13 protein-coding genes are annotated in these 20,464 nt (G+C 62.7%); 10 read left to right on the top strand and 3 right to left on the bottom strand.

The features are described 5' to 3' along the window. Positions 1-178: 178 nt before the first annotated feature. Together panB and ENJ54_07260 are read left to right on the top strand one after the other, a co-directional pair. Positions 179-1,069: a 3-methyl-2-oxobutanoate hydroxymethyltransferase gene (gene panB, locus ENJ54_07265; GenBank protein ID HFC09628.1), complete on the top strand. Its 891-nt coding sequence runs from the start codon at positions 179-181 to the stop codon at positions 1,067-1,069. A gap of 76 nt (positions 1,070-1,145) precedes the next feature. Continuing rightward, a complete protein-coding gene (locus tag ENJ54_07260; GenBank protein HFC09627.1) occupies positions 1,146-2,063 on the top strand; it encodes a 2-dehydropantoate 2-reductase in 918 nt (305 codons plus the stop codon). A 202-nt stretch (positions 2,064-2,265) separates the two neighbouring features. Here the strand turns inward: ENJ54_07260 and ENJ54_07255 are convergent, their stop codons facing one another. After that, the gene (locus tag ENJ54_07255; protein ID HFC09626.1) at positions 2,266-2,982 is read right to left on the bottom strand and encodes a hypothetical protein; all 717 of its coding nucleotides are present in this window, start codon (positions 2,980-2,982) and stop codon (positions 2,266-2,268) included. A gap of 400 nt (positions 2,983-3,382) precedes the next feature. On the opposite strand from ENJ54_07255, the gene ENJ54_07250 reads away from it, so the two are divergent. The 4 genes from ENJ54_07250 (at position 3,383) to ENJ54_07235 (ending at position 11,380) form a co-directional block, all read left to right on the top strand. Beyond that, the gene (locus ENJ54_07250) at positions 3,383-5,176 is read left to right on the top strand and encodes a methionine--tRNA ligase (GenBank protein ID HFC09625.1); all 1,794 of its coding nucleotides are present in this window, start codon (positions 3,383-3,385) and stop codon (positions 5,174-5,176) included. Between the two features lie 181 nt (positions 5,177-5,357). Continuing rightward, positions 5,358-5,810 carry a transcriptional repressor NrdR gene (gene nrdR / locus ENJ54_07245; GenBank protein ID HFC09624.1) on the top strand — a complete coding sequence of 151 codons (453 nt, stop codon included), beginning with the start codon at positions 5,358-5,360 and terminating at the stop codon, positions 5,808-5,810. A 155-nt stretch (positions 5,811-5,965) separates the two neighbouring features. Beyond that, positions 5,966-9,985 carry an adenosylcobalamin-dependent ribonucleoside-diphosphate reductase gene (locus ENJ54_07240; GenBank protein ID HFC09623.1) on the top strand — a complete coding sequence of 1,340 codons (4,020 nt, stop codon included), beginning with the start codon at positions 5,966-5,968 and terminating at the stop codon, positions 9,983-9,985. 285 nt (positions 9,986-10,270) lie between these two features. Beyond that, entirely contained in the window at positions 10,271-11,380 is a 1,110-nt protein-coding gene (locus ENJ54_07235) for a hypothetical protein (GenBank protein HFC09622.1), read from the top strand. 92 nt (positions 11,381-11,472) lie between these two features. Here the strand turns inward: ENJ54_07235 and ENJ54_07230 are convergent, their stop codons facing one another. Both ENJ54_07230 and ENJ54_07225 read right to left on the bottom strand, forming a co-directional pair. Continuing rightward, positions 11,473-11,763 (bottom strand): transcriptional regulator, encoded by a 291-nt coding sequence (locus tag ENJ54_07230; GenBank protein ID HFC09621.1) that lies wholly within the window; start codon positions 11,761-11,763, stop codon positions 11,473-11,475. 3 nt (positions 11,764-11,766) lie between these two features. After that, entirely contained in the window at positions 11,767-12,339 is a 573-nt protein-coding gene (locus tag ENJ54_07225) for a hypothetical protein (GenBank protein ID HFC09620.1), read from the bottom strand. Positions 12,340-12,513: 174 nt separating this feature from the next. Between ENJ54_07225 and ENJ54_07220 the strand changes: the two genes are divergently transcribed. The 4 genes from ENJ54_07220 (at position 12,514) to ENJ54_07205 (ending at position 20,081) form a co-directional block, all read left to right on the top strand. Continuing rightward, complete coding sequence (locus tag ENJ54_07220; GenBank protein ID HFC09619.1) at positions 12,514-13,191, top strand: hypothetical protein; 678 nt, start codon at positions 12,514-12,516, stop codon at positions 13,189-13,191. 1,935 nt (positions 13,192-15,126) lie between these two features. Beyond that, the gene (gene uvrA / locus ENJ54_07215) at positions 15,127-16,767 is read left to right on the top strand and encodes an excinuclease ABC subunit A (GenBank protein HFC09618.1); all 1,641 of its coding nucleotides are present in this window, start codon (positions 15,127-15,129) and stop codon (positions 16,765-16,767) included. A gap of 182 nt (positions 16,768-16,949) precedes the next feature. Continuing rightward, positions 16,950-17,726, top strand: a complete 777-nt coding sequence (locus ENJ54_07210; GenBank protein ID HFC09617.1) for an NAD-dependent deacylase — start codon at positions 16,950-16,952, stop codon at positions 17,724-17,726. Positions 17,727-17,882: 156 nt separating this feature from the next. Continuing rightward, positions 17,883-20,081 carry a hypothetical protein gene (locus ENJ54_07205; GenBank protein ID HFC09616.1) on the top strand — a complete coding sequence of 733 codons (2,199 nt, stop codon included), beginning with the start codon at positions 17,883-17,885 and terminating at the stop codon, positions 20,079-20,081. The last annotated feature ends 383 nt before the right edge of the window (positions 20,082-20,464 follow it).

Below are 20,464 nucleotides of genomic sequence, written 5' to 3'. Positions count from 1 at the left end.
CAGCACGCCTGGGCCCCCTCACCTTCCCCCCGCTGCGCGCCCCCGGCGAAATTTGACACTCCCCACAAAATCGGCGATAATACAAAAGCCGACTGAACCCGCAGGCCGGGCCGGTACGGCGCATTCCCCATTGCGGCCACAACCTCTTGCTGGCCCCTACCCCAAGAAGGAGGGAACCATGTCCACCACTTCCCCCACGACCTCACAACAACCTGCCGCGCGCAAAAAAGTCACCGTGCGCACGCTGCGCGCCAAGAAGCGCCGCGGCGAGCCCATCACCATGCTCACCGCCTACGACTACCCCTCGGCGCTGGCCGTGGACAACGCTGGCACCGATGTCATCCTCGTGGGCGACTCGTTAGGCATGGTGGTGCTCGGCTACGACACCACCCTGCCCGTCACGATGGACGATATGCTGCACCACTGCAAAGCGGTGGCCCGCGGCGCAAAATATGCCCTGCTGGTGGGCGACATGCCTTTTATGTCCTACCAGGCCTCGGTGGAAGATGCCGTGCGCAACGCCGGGCGTTTCCTGCAGGAAGCCGGGACGGACGCGGTGAAACTGGAAGGCGGGCGCGAGCGGCTGGATGCCATCCGCGCCATCGTGAGCGCGGGCATTCCGGTGATGGGGCACATTGGCCTGACGCCCCAAAGCGTGCACCAGTTGGGCGGCTTTCGGGCGCAGGGCAAAACCGCGGCCGCGGCCAAACGCCTGGTGGAAGACGCCCTCGCGCTGCAAGAAGCCGGGGTGTTCTCCATCGTGCTGGAATCCGTCCCCGGGCGGCTGGCCGAGTTGATTTCCCGCAAGCTGGAAGTGCCCACCATCGGCATCGGCGCGGGCGTGGGCTGCGACGGGCAGGTGCTGGTCTTCCACGACGTCCTCGGCCTGTTTGATCGCTTCACGCCGCGTTTCGTGAAGCAATACGCCCACCTGCACGCCGTGATTGCCGAAGCCCTGCGCGCCTACAACGACGACGTCCTCGCCCGCCGCTTCCCCGCTGCCGAGCACACGGTGGAAATGAAAGAAGAAGAATGGGAAATGCTGGAGAAGATGTTGGCGGAGAATTAACCGCAGATTCCGCAGATTTCGCAGAACAAATCTGCGCTAATCTGTGAAATCTGCGGTTTTCCTTTTCTGGAAAGCCATGACGATCTCAAAGCCTTCCATCCATATTTACGGCACCGGCGCGCTGGGCACCCTGTTTGCCGCACGGCTGAGCGCCGCGGGCTACCCCGTCACCGTGCTGGGCACCTGGCCGGAAGCCCTGGAAGCATTGGCCGCACGCGGGGCGCGCATCCGGTGGCCGGACGGCCGCGAAGAAGCCCATCCGGTCGCGGTGGCGGCTTCCCCTGAAGAAGCCGCGCCCGCCCGCTATGCCATCGTGCTCGTCAAATCGTGGCAGACGCCCCGCGTGGCCCGCTGGTTGCAGCAAACCCTTGCCGCCGACGGCCTGGCGCTGACCCTGCAAAACGGCCTCGGCAACGACGAAGTGCTGGCCGAGGCGCTGGGGCACGAGCGCGTGGCGGCAGGCGTAACCATCGTGGGCGCGACCGTGGTAGCGCCGGGGGTCGTGCGCGTCAGCGGCAACCCCATCGTGACCCTGGGCGAACACCCCCGCCTGGCCCCCTTGCAGCAGGCGCTGGCCGCGGGGGGCTTTGAGGTGGAAACCCGCGCCGACGTGCGCGGCGTGATCTGGGGAAAACTCGCCATCAACGCGGGCCTCAACCCCCTGACCGCGCTGCTGGGCGTGCCCAACGGCGGCCTGCTGGAAGACCCCGCGGCGCGGCTGTTCATGCGGCGCGCGGCGCAGGAAGTCGCCGCTGTCGCCGCCGCGCAGGGCATTACCCTGCCCTACGACGATGCCGCCGCCGCGGTGGAAGACATCGCCCGCCGCACCGCCCCCAACCTCTCTTCCATGCTCCAGGACCTGCGCCGCGGCGCGCCCACCGAAATCGACGCCATCTGCGGCGCGGTGGCCCGCCGCGGCCGGGAAGTCGGCACGCCTGCCCCCCTCAACGAAGCCCTCTGGGCGATGATCCGCGAGCGCGTCGCCAAGCCGTAAGCCTCACTCCGGAAGCACGCAAAAACTGCAGCAATGCCCGCCGCTTGCAGAAACGCCCTCACCCCTCAAGCCGCCCCCTTCGACTTCGCTCAGGGGTGCGGCTTTCTCCCCTCTCCCGGTGGGAGAGGGGAGAAACGGCGAGCGCAGCGAGCCAAAGCAGGGTGAGGGCGAAGCATCGCTTCTACAACATTGGCTTGCCCCCTCACTCCGTCCAGGTCATGCTGGCAAAGACCTGCATCAGGCGCGCCCAGGCCGCCTGCTTGTCCTGGTCGCTGACCTGGTCGGCAGGGCGCTCGGCGTGCAAGAGCAGGTGCACCGTCACGCAGCGGCTGGTCTGCATGTGATAGGCCCGGAACTGGCGGTCGAAAAAGGTGCTATCCACGAAAACGGGCAGCACGACGTCGTAGCCGCGATACCCTTCACCGTTGACGCGCCGGTCGCCCAAAGGGGTGCTTTCCAGCGTGCCGACTTCGGCCTGGGGCGGGGTATCCAGGCACTGATGCCAGTTGGTGGTGGGTTCCAGCGTGACCAGCAGGTAGGCGCTTTCCAGCGTCTCACCCAAAGGGGCCGTCAGGCGCAGGCCGCTGACCTCGTGGGGCAGAATGCCCGGCATCTCGGGGGTGAACATCTGCGGGGCGTAGGTCATGCGATAGCCGATTTCGGCGTTTTGCAGCGTTTGGGTTTGCGGCAAAGGATTGGGGGTGGCCGTTGCCACAGCCGACACCGTGGGCGAAACCTGCACCACCGTTGCCACCGCCGTCGCGGTGGGTGCGGGCGCCTGGGTGGGCATGGCCGTTGCCGCGGCCATGGTCGGCGCAGGCATTGAAGAAGGCACGGGCGGCGCAGGGGTAGGGCGCGCGGGAGCGCAGGCAGCGAGCAAGAGCAAAATCAGGGGCAACACGATTTTCCGAACAGTCATGGCAACCTCCAAAGGAAAGCCGATTTTCCAAAGCCCCCCGGCCAGCGGCCTTCCTCTGGAAAAGCAGCCCAAGCGCACGCGGCGGCTTCCCTTCCCCCAGCCAGGAACGCCTCCCGCGCGCAAAAGATGGCCCATTATAGCATCTCCTCACCCCAACATCGTGGTAAAATTGCATCGCCATGAACCCGATGGTCTGTTCTTCCCTCGGCATCATGATGATGCGCCCTCACAGGCCGGCGTGACCGCTGGGCCTGGGCGGTCGCGCATCCCCCCGACGGCTTCCCCACAGGTCGGCCTCCGCGCCGGCCTGTTCCGTTTTCCCCCAACTACCTGACTCCCTGACTCCCTGACCACCCGACTACCTGACTCCCTGACCATCTGACTACCCTCGGAGGCCATTATGAGCGAATACATCTTAGTTGGCGTCGCCTGGCCTTACGCCAACGCCGACATCCATGTGGGCAACCTGACCGGCGCTTACCTGCCCGCCGACATCTTCACCCGCTACCACCGCCTGAAGGGGAACCATGTGCTCATGGTTTCCGGCTCCGACGCGCACGGCACGCCCATCACCGTGCGCGCGGACGAAGAAGGCACCACCCCCGAAGAGGTCTACAAGCGCTACCACGCCCGCTTCCTGGAACTCTTCCAGAAGGCCGGGCTGGCCTACGACCTTTTCACCACCACCCACACCGCCAACCACTTCAAGGTTTCCCAGAGCATCTTTCTGGCGCTCAAGGAAAACGGCTATCTCTACACCGAGAAAAGCAAGCAGTGGTATTCGCCCACTTTAGGGCGCTTTCTGCCCGACCGCTACGTGGAAGGCACGTGCTACATTTGCGGCTACGAAAACGCCCGCGGCGACCAGTGCGACCAGTGCGGCAACCTGCTCGATGCCACCAAACTCATCAACCCGCGCTCCAAAATCGACGGCTCGACCCCCGAACTGCGGGAAACCGAGCACTTTTACCTTGACCTGGGCAAACTGCAAGATGCCATTGTCGCCTTCCTGGAAAAGCGCAAGGACTACTGGCGCCCCAATGTGGTGCGGCAGTCGTTAGGGCAGATCCTCGCCGAGGGGCTGCATGGCCGCCCCATCACCCGCGACCTCGCGTGGGGCATTCCCGTGCCGCTGGAAGGCTGGGAGCACAAGAGCCTCTACGTGTGGTTCGAGGCCGTCATCGGCTACCTCTCCGCGCCGGTGGAATGGAGCATGATCACCGGCCAGCCCGACGCGTGGCAAAACTGGTGGTTCAACCCCGAAACCAAATCCTACTACTTCATCGGCAAAGACAACATCCCCTTCCACGCGGTCATCTGGCCCGGCCAACTCATCGGCTCGGGCGACGCGTTCGCCCGCATCTTCCTCGGCGAAGAAGCGGGCCAGGGCAAAGAACTGGTGCTGCCCTACGATGTGCCGGCCAACGAATTCATGAACCTGGAAAACCGCAAGATTTCGGGCAGCCGCAACTGGGCTGTCTGGGGGCTGGATTTCCTCAGCCGCTACGACCCCGACCCGCTGCGCTATTACCTCACCGTGAACATGCCCGAAAGCCGCGACACCATGTGGGATTGGGAAGACTTCCTGCACCGCAACAACGGCGAACTGGTCGCCACGTGGGGCAACCTGGTGCACCGGGTGCTCTCGTTCACCCACAAGCATTGGGAAGGCCGCGTGCCGCAGCCCGGCGAACTCCGCCCGGTGGATAGAGAAATCCTGGCCGTGGTGGAAGCCGCGTTCCAGAAGGTGGGCGAGCGCATCGAGAAGGTGCAATTGCGCGCCGCGCTGAGCGAAGCCATGCAGGCCGCCTCGGAAGCCAACAAATACCTGGAACGCACCTCGCCGTGGCTGGAAATCAAGACCGACAAACAAGCCGCCGCGACCACCATGTACACCGCGCTGCAGGTGGTCAACGCGCTCAAGGTGCTCTTTGCGCCCTTCCTGCCGCACACCAGCGAGCAACTCCACGCCGCCCTCGGCTATACGAAGCCGCTTTTCGGCCAGCAGAAGGTGGAAACCCTCACCGACGACCTCGGCGAGCACACCGCCCTGCGCTACGACCCCGCCGACGCCAGCGGCAAGTGGGAAGCCGAGCGCCTCGAACCTGGCCGCCCCTTCGCCAAGCCCAGGCCCCTTTTCAAGCGCCTCGACGAAAGCATCGTGGAAGAAGAGCGCGCCCGGTTGGGGAAGTGACCCCTTGCACCGACGCCACCTCTCGGGGCGGCCTTCCCGCCGCCCCGCCCTATTTCGGGGGAAACCTTAAAATTTTCCCGGCCTGCCCGAAAACCCTTGTGCCCCCCTGCAAGTTGTGCTAAAATGTCAGCCCCAAGATACGGGGGCAGCAACCCGCGCAAGCCCAATATATGGTGATGAAATGCGGTGTCCTTTTTGTGGTCATGAGCAAAGTCGGGTCGTCGACACTATCCACGACCGCCAGGGCGGCATCCGCCGTCGGCGGCAGTGCCTGGCATGCGGGCGCCGCTTCAGCACTTACGAGCGCCCCCTGCTGGCGACCCCGCTCATCGTGAAACAAGACGGCACCCGGGAGGAATTCAACCGCGAAAAACTGATTCGCGGCATTCGCATTGCCTGCGCCAAACGCCCCGTGCCCGCCGAAAGCATCGAGCGCCTGGTCGGCGAAGTGGAATCGAAACTCCAGGGGCTGGGCAAGGCCGAAGTGTCTTCGCGCGTGGTGGGCGATATGGTCATCGAAGGGCTCAAACAACTCGACCAGATTGCCTATATCCGCTATGCCATCGTCTATTTAGGGCTGGACGACTTGCGAGCCATCCGCAGTGAAATCGACCGCCTGTTAGAAGGCGGCTGACCACGGCAGGGAAGCCACGGCAGAGGGGCGTTCATCAACCTCCGGCTTCCCCACTTTCGCCGCTGCCAACCCACAAACGCGATCAACCGAGCGGCTCTGCCGCTGCGGGGGGGGCTTCTTGCGCCTTCCCCCCGCCCGAAATTCCGTTCAGGAGGATGCCCATGGCCAGTTCACTTCCCCCATCCAAGGGCCTGCTGCCCACCCCACCGCTCCCCAAAGGGCTTCCCAAAGTCAACCTGACCGAAAACGCCTATCAGGTCTTCGTGCGCCGCTACGTCCGCAAAGGCCCTGACGGCAACCCCGTGGAAACCCCCGAGGAAACCTTCTGGCGGGTGGCCTACCACGTCGCCAAAGCCGAAGCGACCTGGGGGGCTTCCGACAAGGCCATTTTGAACCGCGCCAAAGATTTCTATCGCCTGCTCATCGCCCTCCGCTACATTCCCAACTCGCCGACCTGGACGGGCGCAGGCACGCCTTTAGGCCAACTGGCTGCCTGCTTCGTGCTGCCGATTTCCGACGACATGGGGCGGAAGGATTCCGGCATCTTCATGAGCCTGCGGAATGCGGCGCTCATCCAGCAAACCGGCGGGGGGAACGGCTTTTCCTTCTCCCGCCTGCGCCCCAAGGGCGCGTTGGTCAAATCTTCGGCCGGGCAGGCCACCGGGCCGGTGGGCTTCCTGCGGGTTTACGACCAGGCCTTTGGGGAAATCGCGCAAGGCGGCAGCCGCCGGGGGGCAAATATGGCCGTGCTGCGCATCGACCACCCCGACATCGAAGATTTCATCACCTGCAAAACCGACGAAAACGCCATCACTAATTTCAACATTTCCGTGGGCATCACCGACGCCTTCATGCGCGCGGTGGAAAACGACGAAGAATGGGAACTACGCTTCCCCGACGTGCTCGACCCGCGTTACAGCGAGTTCGACGGCACCATCGACCAGGCCGAAGCCGCGGGCATTCCCATCAAAACCTACCGCAAGGTGCGCGCCCGCGACCTGTTCGAGAAAATCGTCAAACAAGCCCACCACAACGGCGAGCCGGGCGTCCTTTTCCTCGATGCTGCCAACCGCTCCAACCCGGTGCCCCATCTCTACCCGCTGGAAGCCACCAATCCCTGCGGCGAACAATGGCTTGGCCCTTACGAAAACTGCTGCCTGGGCTCCATCAACCTCGCCCAGCACGTCACCGAAGACGGCAAGGTCGATTGGGCCAAATTGCAGGAAACCACCGAGCGCGCCGTGCGCTTCCTTGACGACGTGGTGGAAGCCAACGCCTACGTGCCGGCGGTGCCCCAATTGAAAGAAGCCGCCCACCGCGCCCGCCGCATTGGCCTGGGCATCATGGGCCTGGCCGACCTGATGTACGTCAACGGCGTGCGCTACGGCTCGCCGGAAGGCCAGGAATTCGCCGCCCAGGTGATGGAATTCGTGCGCTACCATGCCATGCGCACCAGCATCGAACTGGCCAAAGAACGCGGCCCCTTCCCGGCCATCAAGGGGAGCATTTACGACCCCGAAAACCTGAAATGGCAGCCGCCCCAATGGCCCGACTGGCTCGGCGGCGGCCCCAAAACCGATTGGGGGCGCCCGCCCTTAGATTGGGACGCCATCGTAGAAGGCATCCGCCAGCACGGCATCCGCAACGCGGCGCAGACCACCATCGCTCCCACGGGCACGGTTTCCACCGTCTCGGGCGTGGAAGGCTACGGCTGCGAACCGGTGTTCGCCCTCGCCTACATCCGCCATGTCAACGACAACGGCCAGGATCTGCAACTCACCTACACCAGCCCGCTTTTCATGAAAGCCCTGGAAGACGCCGGGCTGGACGAAGAAACCCGCAACCACATCATCGAGCAAGTGCTGGAACAGGGCACCTGCCAGCACATCCCCGAAGTGCCAGAGCACATCAAACACACCTTCGTGGTGGCTTCCGACATCACCGCCGAGGAACACGTTTACACCCAGGCCGCCCTGCAAGTATTCGTAGATAACAGTATCTCGAAGTGCGTCACGGGCGACACCCTCGTGCTCACCGCTCACGGCCTCAAACCCATCGCCGAGTTCGACAACTTGCGGCTTCCTGACCAGTTTGCCCCCTTATCGGAACCCATTATCAGCCCACAACACACTGAAACGGCAACGGCCTTCTACTACGGCGGGATGAAAGAAACCCGTCGGATCACCCTACGTTATGGCCTTACCGTCGAGGGCACGCCCAATCACCGTATCCAGGTTTTGGACGACAGCGGAGAAATTACCTTCCGCCGCCTCGACGAAATTCGGCCAGGTGATTTGGCGGTAGTCTACGTCGGGCAACGGCAATTTGGGCCTGCAGGTGCGCCTCTGCCGCCTTTCAGCGGCACATTCCGCACCAGCAGCACGCGGCTCACCTTCCCTCAACACATGAGCACCGATTTGGCCTTCTTCTTGGGCGCCGTCACATCCGAAGGCGCTATCATGCCCAACACCCTCAACATCACCAACCGCGATCGCCGCCTGCTGGAGCACCTCCAGGCCATTGCACAACGCCTCTTTGGGCTTTCCGGGCACATCGCCACCGACCACCGCAACGGTGTCCATTATCTTCTCCTTCACTCCCGCCCTCTGCGCCACTGGCTGGTCAACGACTTGGGGCTACAACCAGGGGCGGCACACAAAATCATTCCCACCTGCATTTTGCAAGCCGCCGAGGAAGAGGTCGCCGCTTTCCTCAAAGGATTATTCCTGGACGCCTACATGACCGAAAACGGCCGCACTTTCGGCATCACCCTGGCCAGTCAACGCCTCATCCAGCAATTGCAAGTGCTGCTGCTCAATATGGACGTCGTAGCGACGGTGCGCCAGACAGCCGAACGCGCCTGGAACCTCACCGTCCAGGGGAACGAGTTAGAGCACTTGGCAGCCGCTATTGGCTTCGTAGAAACGTGGAAAAACGAGCGGATTGCCCGCCGCAACATTGGCCGCCTGCACCAACGGCGCAACTACAGCCGCCTGCTCCCCGAAAGGGTCACCGAGGCGCTGCGGGCAATGCAGGCGGCGGGGGCTTCCCTGCGCCGCGGCTTTGCCGTGGAGCAAGCGGAGGAAGCGCGCACCTACCAGCGGGTGCGCGTCAACCTGCGCGCCGGCCATCGCCTCACCCGCGCCGATGCCCGCCGCGTTTACGAAACCCTGCGCAGCCAGGGCGCAAGCCACCCCCTGGCCGAGGCTTTCTTTGCCCACGACAACCCGCACAATCTCTACGTTCCTGTGGAAAAAATTGAGACGGGCTTTGCCGAGGTTTTTGACCTGACCGTTCCCGGCTCTCATGCCTTTGTTGCCAATGGTCTGGGAAACCACAACACGGTCAATTTCCCCGCCCACGCCACCCCCGACGACGTCGCCAAAGCCTACAAACTGGCCTGGAAACTGGGCATCAAGGGCCTGACGGTGTACGTCACCGGCTCCCGCGAGAAGGTGGTGCTGGAAACCAAAGCCACCGCGAAAGCCAAAGGCAAAGATGTGCCGCTGGGAATGCCGGGCGGGGAAGACCAGCCCGCGCAACCCCGCCTGTGGAACGAGCCCAAGAAACCGCGCCCCTCGGTGCTGCGGGGACGCACCTACCGCATCGAAACGCCGGTGGGGCGAGCCTTTGTGACCATCAACGAAAACGGCGGCAACCAGCCCTTCGAGGTCTTCATCAACACCGCCAAGGCAGGCTCGGAAACCGCAGCCATTTCCGAGGCCATTGGGCGGCTGATTTCCTACATTTTGCGGCTGACTTCTACCGTCGAGCCGCGGGAACGCCTGCGCGAAGTGTGGCGGCAGTTGAGTGGTATCGGCGGCGGGCGCTCGGCAGGCTTCGGCCCCAACCGCGTTCGCTCGCTGCCCGACGGCATTGCCCAGGCGCTCAAACGCTATCTGGAAGCCGCCCCCTCTGCAGAAGACACACCGGAGGAAGAAGAACGGCACACGTTCTCGCTCAACCTGCCCTCGCTGCTCCCGCTGAATGACGAAGCAGAACATGCTGCCCCCAAGGTGGAAGCCTTCGCCGCCGCCCCCCAACATCCCACGGAAGACGAAAAACTGGACATCACCCAGGTGGGCGACATCTGCCCTGAATGCGGTGCGGCAGCGGTTGTTTACACGGAAGGCTGCGCCCGCTGCTATGTCTGCGGGCACAGCGAATGCTCTTGATTTTGGCACGCCTCCCCTCTCGCCGGGTTCCGCTGAGAGGGGAGGCTTCCCTGGCTCATCACCGCATGGGGACACAAAAGCCTGTATAATAAGATTGACATTACTCAAATGCGCCGGGTTTTTCACTGGTCCACCGGCAAAGCCGCTTCTCCTTACCAAAGCAAAAGGCCCAGCCGGAGACACATCCTCAACCAGGAACGGGGGCCGATATTACCATGTGACACCTGGCAACAAGCCAACCTGTCCCGTCTTTGCTTTCCCCACAAGACAAGTAGGAGGAGTTTTATGCACTACAAGCGCTACCTACTCGCTGGATTGGTACTCGCTCTGGTTTCACTGGCCTGCTCGTTCTCTTTTGGCACCCAACCCACGCCCACGCCGGTGCCCCCCACAGCAACGCCTGTACCCACCCAGCCGCCGGCAACGCCTACCCCTCTGCCCCCTACCTCTCCCCCCACCCCTCGGCCCAAGCCCACAGCCACCAAACCAAATACTATCCCCCTCTCCAATACCCTCTACGTCCATCCTAACGGCCTCTTCCAACTCCACCCTCCTAAGGGTTGGCGTGTCGACAACGAAGGGGATGCTTTCACCGACTTTGTCCCTGCCAGGGATGACAAAGTCTCTGACTTGGTCATCGTTGCGATCAACACAGGCACCACCCTCGACGCCGCCTCCTTCAAACGGCTGGTCGATGCATACGAGCAAGCCTACGAAGACAAAGACGGCTATCGCCTTTTGGATCGCACCAACATCGATGGCGCGGCCAAAGTCATCAAGGAATACACCTGCAACGGCCAAACCTGCGTATCGACCGCAGGTTATTACCAGGATGGGCCCGTGGTCATCATTATCGACCTCCTTCAGCCCAAAGCGAAGGCAAAAACGGCTGCTGCCTACTTCAAGGCCCTGACGAAGGACTTGCGCTACGATACCGACAGCATCACCGCTCAGCCTCTCTACAACGACTATTGGACATACACTGCGCCCAATAACCTTTTCACCATGCAGGTGCCGATGGCATGGTATTACCTCTACCAGCAGGATAAAGACATCGTGCTGGAAGAGTTCCAGTCGCCCGACAACAAAGCCTACATTGAAAGCATTGTGTACGACGACGGCACCACCTATTCCAAGACTGAGGCCGGGAAGATCACCCTCAACATCCTGCGCGAGGTGTATGCCAAGGACCTGAAAATCACCGACGACCAGGTGCAACCCGACGGCAGCGAACGTCTGACCTGGCATTCCAAAGCGCAAGGCACCACGGGCACCACCTTCTTCGAGACCCGCGGCACGAGTTTCCTGCTGCTCTCAATGGTTGCAACCGACGACACTTACGATATGTACCTCGACCTCTTCAACAACATCCTCGACTCCTACGATATTCCCTAACCCCCTGCTGAATTCCAGCCATTCAAAAAATCCTGCACCGATGAGGGTGCAGGATTTTTTGTTCGACTGAAGAGAACAATCCACTCGAGAAGTCACGTTTTCAAAATCTCCTGCAAAGCCTGAACGTGCTCCTCAAACGCCAGTTTGCCGGCCGGGGTTATGCCGATATAAGTGCGCGGGCGGCGCCCCACAAAAGTTTTTTCTACCTGCACGTAGCCCGCGTCTTCCAACTTGCGGAGATGAGTTGCCAAATTTCCATCGGTGACGCCCAGCAAATCACGCAGGGTGCCGAAATCTACGCGCTCATCGGCTTCCAGCGTATTGAGCGCCGCCATAATGCGCAGCCGCACCGGCTGATGAATGAGTTCGTTGAGCCGCGCCATGGGTCACCTCCACGCCCACCAGATATACACCCCCGCCAGTATCAGGCCACCACCGCCCACCACGGCCATCCACAGGCTAAACGCTCCAGGGAAAAACACAAACCCCACAAGGGTCAACACCGTGAGGGCAATGCCCAGACTTACAAAGAATCTACTACGGTATAGCACGCCGGTGATCACATAAGCCAGCATGACAAACAAAGCAATTAGCAGGGTCAGGCGATTGGCATCTTGCGGTTGCGCAAAATAGATGATGAGCGCCCCATATACCAACCAGGCTGCCCAGAAAAGCCCCATGCTGGTGCCACGCGGCGAGCGCAGCCGTCGGGCGAAATGCCAGCCGATGGCCATGGAAAGCACAAAGCCCAGCGTATCCAGACCTGTCCATACCCATCCCACCGTAGGGCTTCCAGCGCCCAGAAAATATTCCACGCCGAACCCCAGCATCCAGATAGCCCCCCACAACCAAAGATAGTATGCCGCACCACCTGCGGCAATCATGCGGCGCATCTGCCGTTGTGTTTCGCGCACCATCCGCAGGGCTTCCTGGGCTTCTTCAGATTGAATTGTTGTCATTGCACACCTCCTCACAAATATTGCAAAGTTCTCTGCACTACAAAGTATAGTACAACACAAAGCGCCGTTTGTCAAGCCTTCTTCAAAAATCTCCAGCCGTCCCTCCATCCCACCAACCTCCCGTTTGTGTTATCATCGGGAAGTGCCGTCTACCTCGAACACCAGGAGGCTCCCATGAGCAACCTTGATTTTGCCACCGAAACCATCACCGGCTGGCAGGGAGAAACCTTCCCCCTCCGCTGGCGGATCCCCGCGCCCGCGGTGCGCAAGCCCATCGCGGCGCTGATTTTGCCCGGCCTGCGCTACACCCCCGACAAGCCCCTGCTCTACTACACCGCGCAGGCGCTCACCCAGCGCGGCGTGGCCGTTGCGGCCGCGTGGGTGGATTACAGCCGCTCCGATTTCCAGGAAGCCGAGCCGCAGACCCGCCTGCAATGGCTGCTGGCCGATGCCGAAGCCGCGCTGCAGGCCGTGCGTCGGCGGGCCGGCGTGAAGCAGGTCGTGCTGGTGGGCAAATCCATCGGCACGCTGACCATGGGGGCGCTGTGGGGCATGGGCGGCCTGGCCGACATGGCGGCTTCCATCTGGTTCACGCCGCTGCTGGCCTTCCCCGCGGTGCAAAAGGCTGCCCGCTACGCCGACCGTCCCGCCCTGTTCGTCGCCAGCGAAGCCGACCCGGCCCACCACCCCGAAGGCTGGCAGGCCGTGGAAGCCAACCCCAACGCCCGCGGCCTGCTGCTGCCCCGGGGCGACCACAGCCTGGAAAATCCCGCCGACCTCGCCGGCACCCTCACCCTGCACCGGCAGGTTTTGGAAACCGTGGTGGGTTTTGTTGACAAACTTGCTGACTAAACGACTAAACGACTTCCCCAACTACGCGACTTCCCTATGAAAACCCTCAAAGTCATCGGCGCCCGCGTCCACAACCTGAAAAACCTCACCGTCGAAATGCCCCGCGAAAAACTGGTGGTCATCACCGGTCTGTCGGGTTCCGGCAAGTCGTCGCTGGCCTTCGACACCATCTTCGCGGAAGGCCAGCGCCGCTATGTAGAATCCCTTTCCGCCTACGCCCGCCAGTTTTTGGGGCGGATGGACAAGCCCGATGTGGACGCCATTGAGGGGCTTTCGCCTGCGGTTTCCATTGACCAGAAGGGCGCTTCCCACAACCCCCGCTCCACCGTGGGCACCGTGACCGAAATTTACGACTACCTGCGCCTGCTGTTTGCCCGCGCAGGCACACCCCACTGCCCCATCTGCGGGCGGGAAGTCACCCGCCAGTCGGCGCAGGAAATCGTGGACGCCATCCGCCGCCTGCCCGAAGGCAGCCGCGTGCTCATCCTCGCGCCGGTGGTGCGCGGCCGCAAAGGCACCCACCAGAACGTGCTGGAAGAAATCCGCAAGTCGGGCTTTACCCGCGCCCGCGTGGACGGCGTGGTTTACGACCTGGAAACCGACGAAATCAGCCTTGATCGCTACAAACAGCACACCATTGAGGCTGTGGTAGACCGCCTGGTCATCCGCACGCCCGCCGACCCGCAAGAGGAAGCCGATTTTCTCGCCCGCCTGACCGATTCGGTGGAAACCGCGCTCAAGTTCGGCGACGGCTACCTCACCGTCCACCGCCTGCCTTCCCGCGACGCCGAGGGCGACGAAGGCGAGGATTTGTTCTTTTCGGAGCATTTAGCCTGCCCGGAGCACGGCGTCAGCGTGCCGGAGTTGGAGCCGCGGCTGTTTTCCTTCAACACGCCCTACGGCGCGTGCCCGGTGTGTCAGGGCTTGGGTTTCACCCAAAAAATTGACACCGAATTGCTCATTCCCGACCCGTCGCTTTCCCTCGCTGAGGGTGCGATTGCCGCCAAAGAGTGGACGCCCCACGCCGAGCGCAGCGGTTATTACTGGCAGACGCTGGTTTCGGTGGCCAAAGCCTACAGCATTGACCTGCACAAGCCGGTCAAGGATCTGCCCAAGGAGCATTTGGACATCATCCTCTACGGCACGAAAGGGAAGAAAGTGGCAGTGCAGTACCGGGGGCGGCGCAGTCAGGCGCGCTGGTACACCGCGTTCGAGGGCGTGGTCAACAACCTGGAACGCCGCTACCGGGAAACCACTTCGGAGCACATGCGGGCGCGCATTGAAAGTTTCATGAGCAAAAAGCCCTGCCTCGCGTGCCACGGCGCGCGCCTGCGCCCCGAAGCCCTTGCCGTCACCGTCGCGGGCGTGAACATCGTGGAGGTGACGTCGTGGGCGGTGAGTAGGACACTACAATGGGTGAAGTGGCTGGAGGGTGATCTCACCCCTCCCCCGCCGCCTACGGCGGCTCCCCCCTCCCCTCCCTTAGTAAGGGAGGGGAGGGGGGCAGGGGGTGGGGAGAGATCCTCTCTTCGCGAGGCTCAACCTCCCCTTGGCAAAGAAAAGGAGGCGGCTGGGGGGTGGAAAGAGATTCCCCCCGACCTCAAGCACATTGCCCAAGAGCGCGGTCTTGTAACCACTGGCTTTCATTTGCCCTACAACCCTAAACTGACCGAACGCGCCCGCGAACTGCGCGCTCACATGACACCCGCCGAGAAGAAGTTATGGGCTTATCTGCGCGAACTTCCCCAGCGCGTTTTGCGCCAGCGCCCGATTGACCACTACATTGTGGATTTTTACATCCCCAAAGCGAAGTTGGTCATTGAAGTTGACGGTGAGCCGCATTTTACCGAAGAAGGCAAAGCCTACGACGCCGAGCGTGACGCCGTGCTGGAAGGCTACGGCTTGCGAGTGCTTCGCCTGCCCAACAGCGAGGTCATGGAGCGCTTTGAAGAAGCCAAAGCGAAAATTGCCCGTGCGCTGGATCTCACCCCTCCCCCGCCACCTGCGGCGGCTTCCCCCTCCCCTCCCTTAGTAAGGGAGGGGAGGGGGGCAGGGGGTGGGGAGAGATCCACACCCCTCACCCCCCGCCAATACGCCATCGCCCGCCGCATCCTCCGCGAACTGGAAGCCCGCTTAGGCTTCATGGTGGACGTTGGGCTGGAATACCTCACCCTTGACCGCGCCGCAAACACCCTTTCCGGCGGCGAGGCGCAGCGCATCCGCTTAGCCACGCAAATCGGCTCGCGGCTGACCGGCGTGCTCTACGTGCTGGACGAGCCTTCCATCGGCTTGCACCCGCGCGACACCGACCGCCTGCTGCGCACCCTGAAGGGCTTGCGCGACCTCGGCAACACCGTGCTGGTGGTGGAGCACGACCCCGAAACCATCCGCGCCGCCGATTGGGTGGTGGATCTCGGCCCCGGCGCGGGCGAACACGGCGGGCAGGTGGTCGCCGAGGGCACGGTGGAGGAGGTCATCGCCAACCCCAATTCCCTCACCGGCGCGTACCTTTCGGGCCGGCTGCAGGTGCCCCTGCCCGAAAAGCGCCGCGCGGGCACGGGCGACTTCCTCACCATCGTGGGAGCGCGGGAAAACAACCTCAAAAATATCACCGTGCGCATCCCCCTGGGCAAACTGGTGCTCGTCACCGGCGTTTCCGGCTCGGGTAAGTCTTCCTTAGTGGTGGAAGTGCTCTACAAATCCCTCGCCCGCCATCTTAACAAAGCCCGCACCCACCCCGGCAAGCACGACCGCATCGTGGGCTTAGAGCATCTGGACAAAGTCATCAACATTGACCAATCGCCCATCGGGCGCACGCCGCGTTCCAACCCCGGCACCTACACCGGCCTGTTTGACCACATCCGCCAACTTTTTGCCCAACTGCCGGAAAGCAAAATCCGCGGCTACAAGCCCGGGCGGTTTTCGTTCAACGTCAAGGGCGGGCGGTGCGAGGCGTGTCAGGGGCAGGGGCAACTGCGCATTGAAATGCAATTCCTGCCCGATGTGTATGTGCCGTGCGAAGTGTGCCACGGGGCGCGCTTCAACCGTGAAACCCTGCAGGTGCGCTTCAAGGGCTACAGCATCGCCGACGTGCTGGATATGACCGTGGAGCAGGCGATGGAGGTGTTTGCCGCCTTCCCTGCGATGATGCGCAAGTTGCAGACTTTGGCCGACGTGGGCCTGGGCTACATCCGCATCGGCCAGCCTGCGCCCACCCTTTCTGGCGGCGAAGCCCAGCGCGTCAAACTGGCGCGGGAACTTTCCAAGCGCCCCACGGGGCACACCCTCTACGTGCTGGACGAGCCCACCGTAGGCCTGCACGCTGCGGATGTGCACAAACTGATTGAGGTGCTTCAGCGCTTGGTGGAAGCGGGCAACACGGTGGTGGTGATTGAGCACAACCTTGACCTCATCAAAGTCGCCGACTGGATCATTGACCTCGGCCCCGAAGGCGGCGACCGCGGCGGCGAAATCGTTGCCGAGGGCACGCCTGAGCAAATCTGTCAGGTGGAAGCCTCGTACACCGGGCGCTACCTGCGGGCGTATGTGAGGGAGAATCATGGGGAGGGTGGGTGAGGGGTTGGTTGGTTACTTGGTCAATTGGTTGGTTGTTGGGGAATTAGGGTATTAGGGTATTGGGGTAGTGGGGCCCCGAGGTGCCTGGCGGTTCTTCCTACTCTTCCTAACCCCCTAACGCCCTAACTCCCTGCCTCGCCAATCGCAATTCATAACTCGCCATTCATAATTCACAACCTGCCATGTCCACAAACCCCGAACTTCTCCTCCACGCCGCCGAAACCCTCCGCCGCGCCCGGCGGGCAGTGGCCTTTACCGGCGCGGGCATCTCGGTGGAAAGCGGCATTCCTCCCTTCCGCGGCCCCAACGGCCTGTGGAGCCGCTACGACCCCACCGTGCTTGACCTGAACTACTTCTTTGCCCACCCTGCCGAATCGTGGGCGGTCATCAAGGAAATCTTCTACGACTTCTTCGGCCAGGCGCAGCCCAACCCGGCGCACCAGGCCTGCGCCCGCCTGGAAGCCGCCGGTTTCCTGCACGGCGTGATTACCCAAAACATCGACAACCTGCACCAGGAAGCCGGCAGCCGCCGGGTGATCGAATACCACGGCACCAGCCGCTGGCTGACCTGCACCGCCTGCGGCCACCGGCTGGAAGCCCGCCCCGACCTGCTGCGGGAACTGCCCCCGAAATGCCCCCGCTGCGGCGGCCTGCTGAAGCCCGATTTCGTTTTCTTTGGGGAAGCCATCCCCGCGGCGGCGCAGCAGGCTGCGTGGGAAGAAACCCGCCGCGCCGACGTCTGGCTGGTGGTGGGCACCACGGGCGAAATTTACCCCGCGGCAATGCTGCCCACCGTGGCGAAAGAGCACGGCGCGACGATTATTGAGGTCAACATTGCCCCTTCCAACTACACCGCCACCGTGACCGACATCTTCCTGCAGGGCAAGGCCAGCGAAGTGTGCGCCGCGCTGGCCGAGGCCGTGCTTGGGGAAGCCGCGGCGGCGGGTGAAGCGGAGTAACGCCCTTGCAAACCCTGCGCCCTGGCGCGATAATCGGATACGGGATACGCGGGGTGCGGGATACGGGATGCGGCTTGCATCCTGCATCCTGCATCTGCAAAAACCCGTGCTCATCCGCGTCATCCAGGCCATGTTTTCCTGCCTTGGGGAGACCGCATGACCAAAAAACGCAAAGTCACGCCCAACATCCTGCACGACTGGCCGTTGAGGAACGACGACGAGGCGCTGTTCAACTTTGACGATTTCGCCATAACCCTGGCGCGGCTGGCCGCCGACCGCCGCACCCCCACGCCCCTCACCATCGGCATCAGCGGGCCGTGGGGCAGCGGCAAAACCACCCTCCTGCGGCGCATCAAACGCCTGCTGGACGAAACCACCGTGCTCTACGACCATTCCAAACCCGACCTGATGGAAATTGCCGCCTCGGGTGAAACGCCCGAAAAGGTCTTCCGCCCCTGCCGCACGGTGTGGTTCAACGCCTGGAAGTACAACGACGAAGACGCCCTGCTGGTGGCGCTCATCCGGCGCATTTTGCAGGAAATGGCCGCCGATGACTGGTTTTCCAAAGCCGCGGCCAAAGTCTTTGACCCCACCTACCCCCGCCGCGATGTGGTGAACACCGTCCTGGGCTGGTTTTCCCTCAAACTGGGCGACGCCGGGCTGCAACTCAGCACCGGCACCCCGCAGCAGCCCCCGCTGGCGCAGAAAACCGCCATTTTGGATTTGTTTGATGAGGCCTTTGACCGCCTGCTGGCTGCCTGGGTGCACCGCGACCCGCTGGCGCGGCGCATTGACCCCAAAAACGGCCTGCTGGTGGTTTTCATTGACGATTTGGACCGCTGCCTGCCTTCCAAAATGATTCAGGTGCTGGAAGCCGTCAAACTCTTTCTGGATAAAGAGGGCTGTGTGTTCTACCTCGGCGCCGATGCCGATGTGCTGCAGCAGGCGGTGGCAAAGCAGTATGCCCAGGCCGGGGTCAGCGAAGGGGAAGCGCGCGACTACCTAGGAAAAATCATCCAGTTGCGCTTCCACCTGCCGCCCGCCACGCCCGATACCATGCAAGACCTCATCCGCGCCTACCCCGCGGCGGAAGAGGCCTTAGGCGACACCTGGCGGCTGCTGGTGACCGGCGCCGCCCTCAACCCCCGCAAGGTGAAGACCTTTGTCAACGACCTCAACCTGGCCTGGGCCATGCTGCAAAGCAGCGGCAAAGAGGAAGGCTTCACGCGGCAGGACTTCAACACTTGGCAGGTGCTGCTGCGGGTGGCGCCGGCGGCTTTCGTGCACCGGGTGCGCGAGCGGCTGGATGACCCCGCCCTGCGTTTCAAGTTCGTGCAGGAAGCCCTGCGCTGGGCGCGGGAAGCCTGGGAAGACGACGAAGACCGCGACCGCCTGAACCGCCAGTTTGGTGAATACGACGACTGGCGCTTCCGGCGCGTGCTGCGCGATGCGGTCTTTACAGAGGCTTTCAATGCTGAGATGCTGGATGCTTTGGTGCACCTCTCGGCTTTGCCGCAGCCCGCGGCAGGGGAAGCCGCCGCGGCGGGCGAAGAAGCCAAACCGCCGCGCATCACAGGCGGGGCGCGTCGCGGCACAGGGAAAGGTATGGCAGAAGGCAAAGCCGCCCGCGGCCTGACCTTTGCCGGCATGCCCTTTGTGCGGGTGCCCAAAGGCCCGTTTTTGATGGGCAGCACGGAAGATAATGTGTTGGCAGAGAGTAACGAGTGCCCCCAGCACACCCTGAACCTGGACTACGACTACTACATAGGCCGTTTTCCGGTCACCAACGCCGATTTTGCTCGCTTCAAGCCCGAACATGAATTTCCAAAAGACAAAGAAAAACATCCTGTTGTCTATGTTTCCTGGTACAATGCGCTGGCGTATATCCGGTGGCTGAACGAGACCTTCGCCGTCGACCTGCCGGAGGGCTACCGCTTCGCCCTGCCCTCGGAAGCCGAATGGGAGAAGGCCGCCCGCGACGAATTCGGCAACGAGTGGCCGTGGGGGAACGAATGGCGGGAGGGGTTGTGCAACTCAGGAGAAGCGGGCATTGGGGATACAACCCCTGTGGGGCAGTTTTCCCCGCAGGGCGATTCGCCCTACGGCTGCGCCGATATGAGCGGCAACGTCTGGGAATGGACGCGCAGTTTGTTCAAGGAATATCCGTATGACCCACAAGACGGGCGCGAGAACCTGGAAGCCCCTGGTGATATGGCCCGTGTTCTGCGCGGCGGCTCCTTCTTCAGCGGTCGCGGGGGCGCCCGTGCCGCCGTCCGCCTCTGGTACGACCCGCTCAACGGGCTCTGGGACGGCGGTTTTCGGGTGGTGGTCGCCCCCATGCACTCTGGACTCTGAAACTCTGTACTCTGAAACTCTGAATTGGGGGGCTTCGCCGTGAGCTCAGCCGAACGGTCTGGGGGGCATAGCCCCCCAGCGTTCCCCACCGAAGGCGGGTCGAGTTAAATTTGGCGAGCCGTAGTGCGGAATGGCATTCCGCGGGGCCTCCCGCTTCAGTGTTGGTGCACAAAGCACGCTGATTTGTGTCATTGCGAGGGTGCTTTGCGCCCGAAGCAATCCCCCCTGCGGAGGGGCGGAGATTGCTTCGCCCCTTCGGGGCTCGCAATGACATCACGACGATATTTCCCGGATAGAGTCTAATTGCCTCTTCTGAATTCCCAAAATTCTGCTTGAGAATGCACCAGGCAACCCGGCAACCAGCCGACCATGTAACGAACCCC

This window comes from Chloroflexota bacterium, assembly GCA_011322445.1.
GTDB lineage: Bacteria > Chloroflexota > Anaerolineae > Anaerolineales > DRMV01 > DRMV01.
This window is presented reverse-complemented; position numbering and strand designations above follow the sequence as displayed.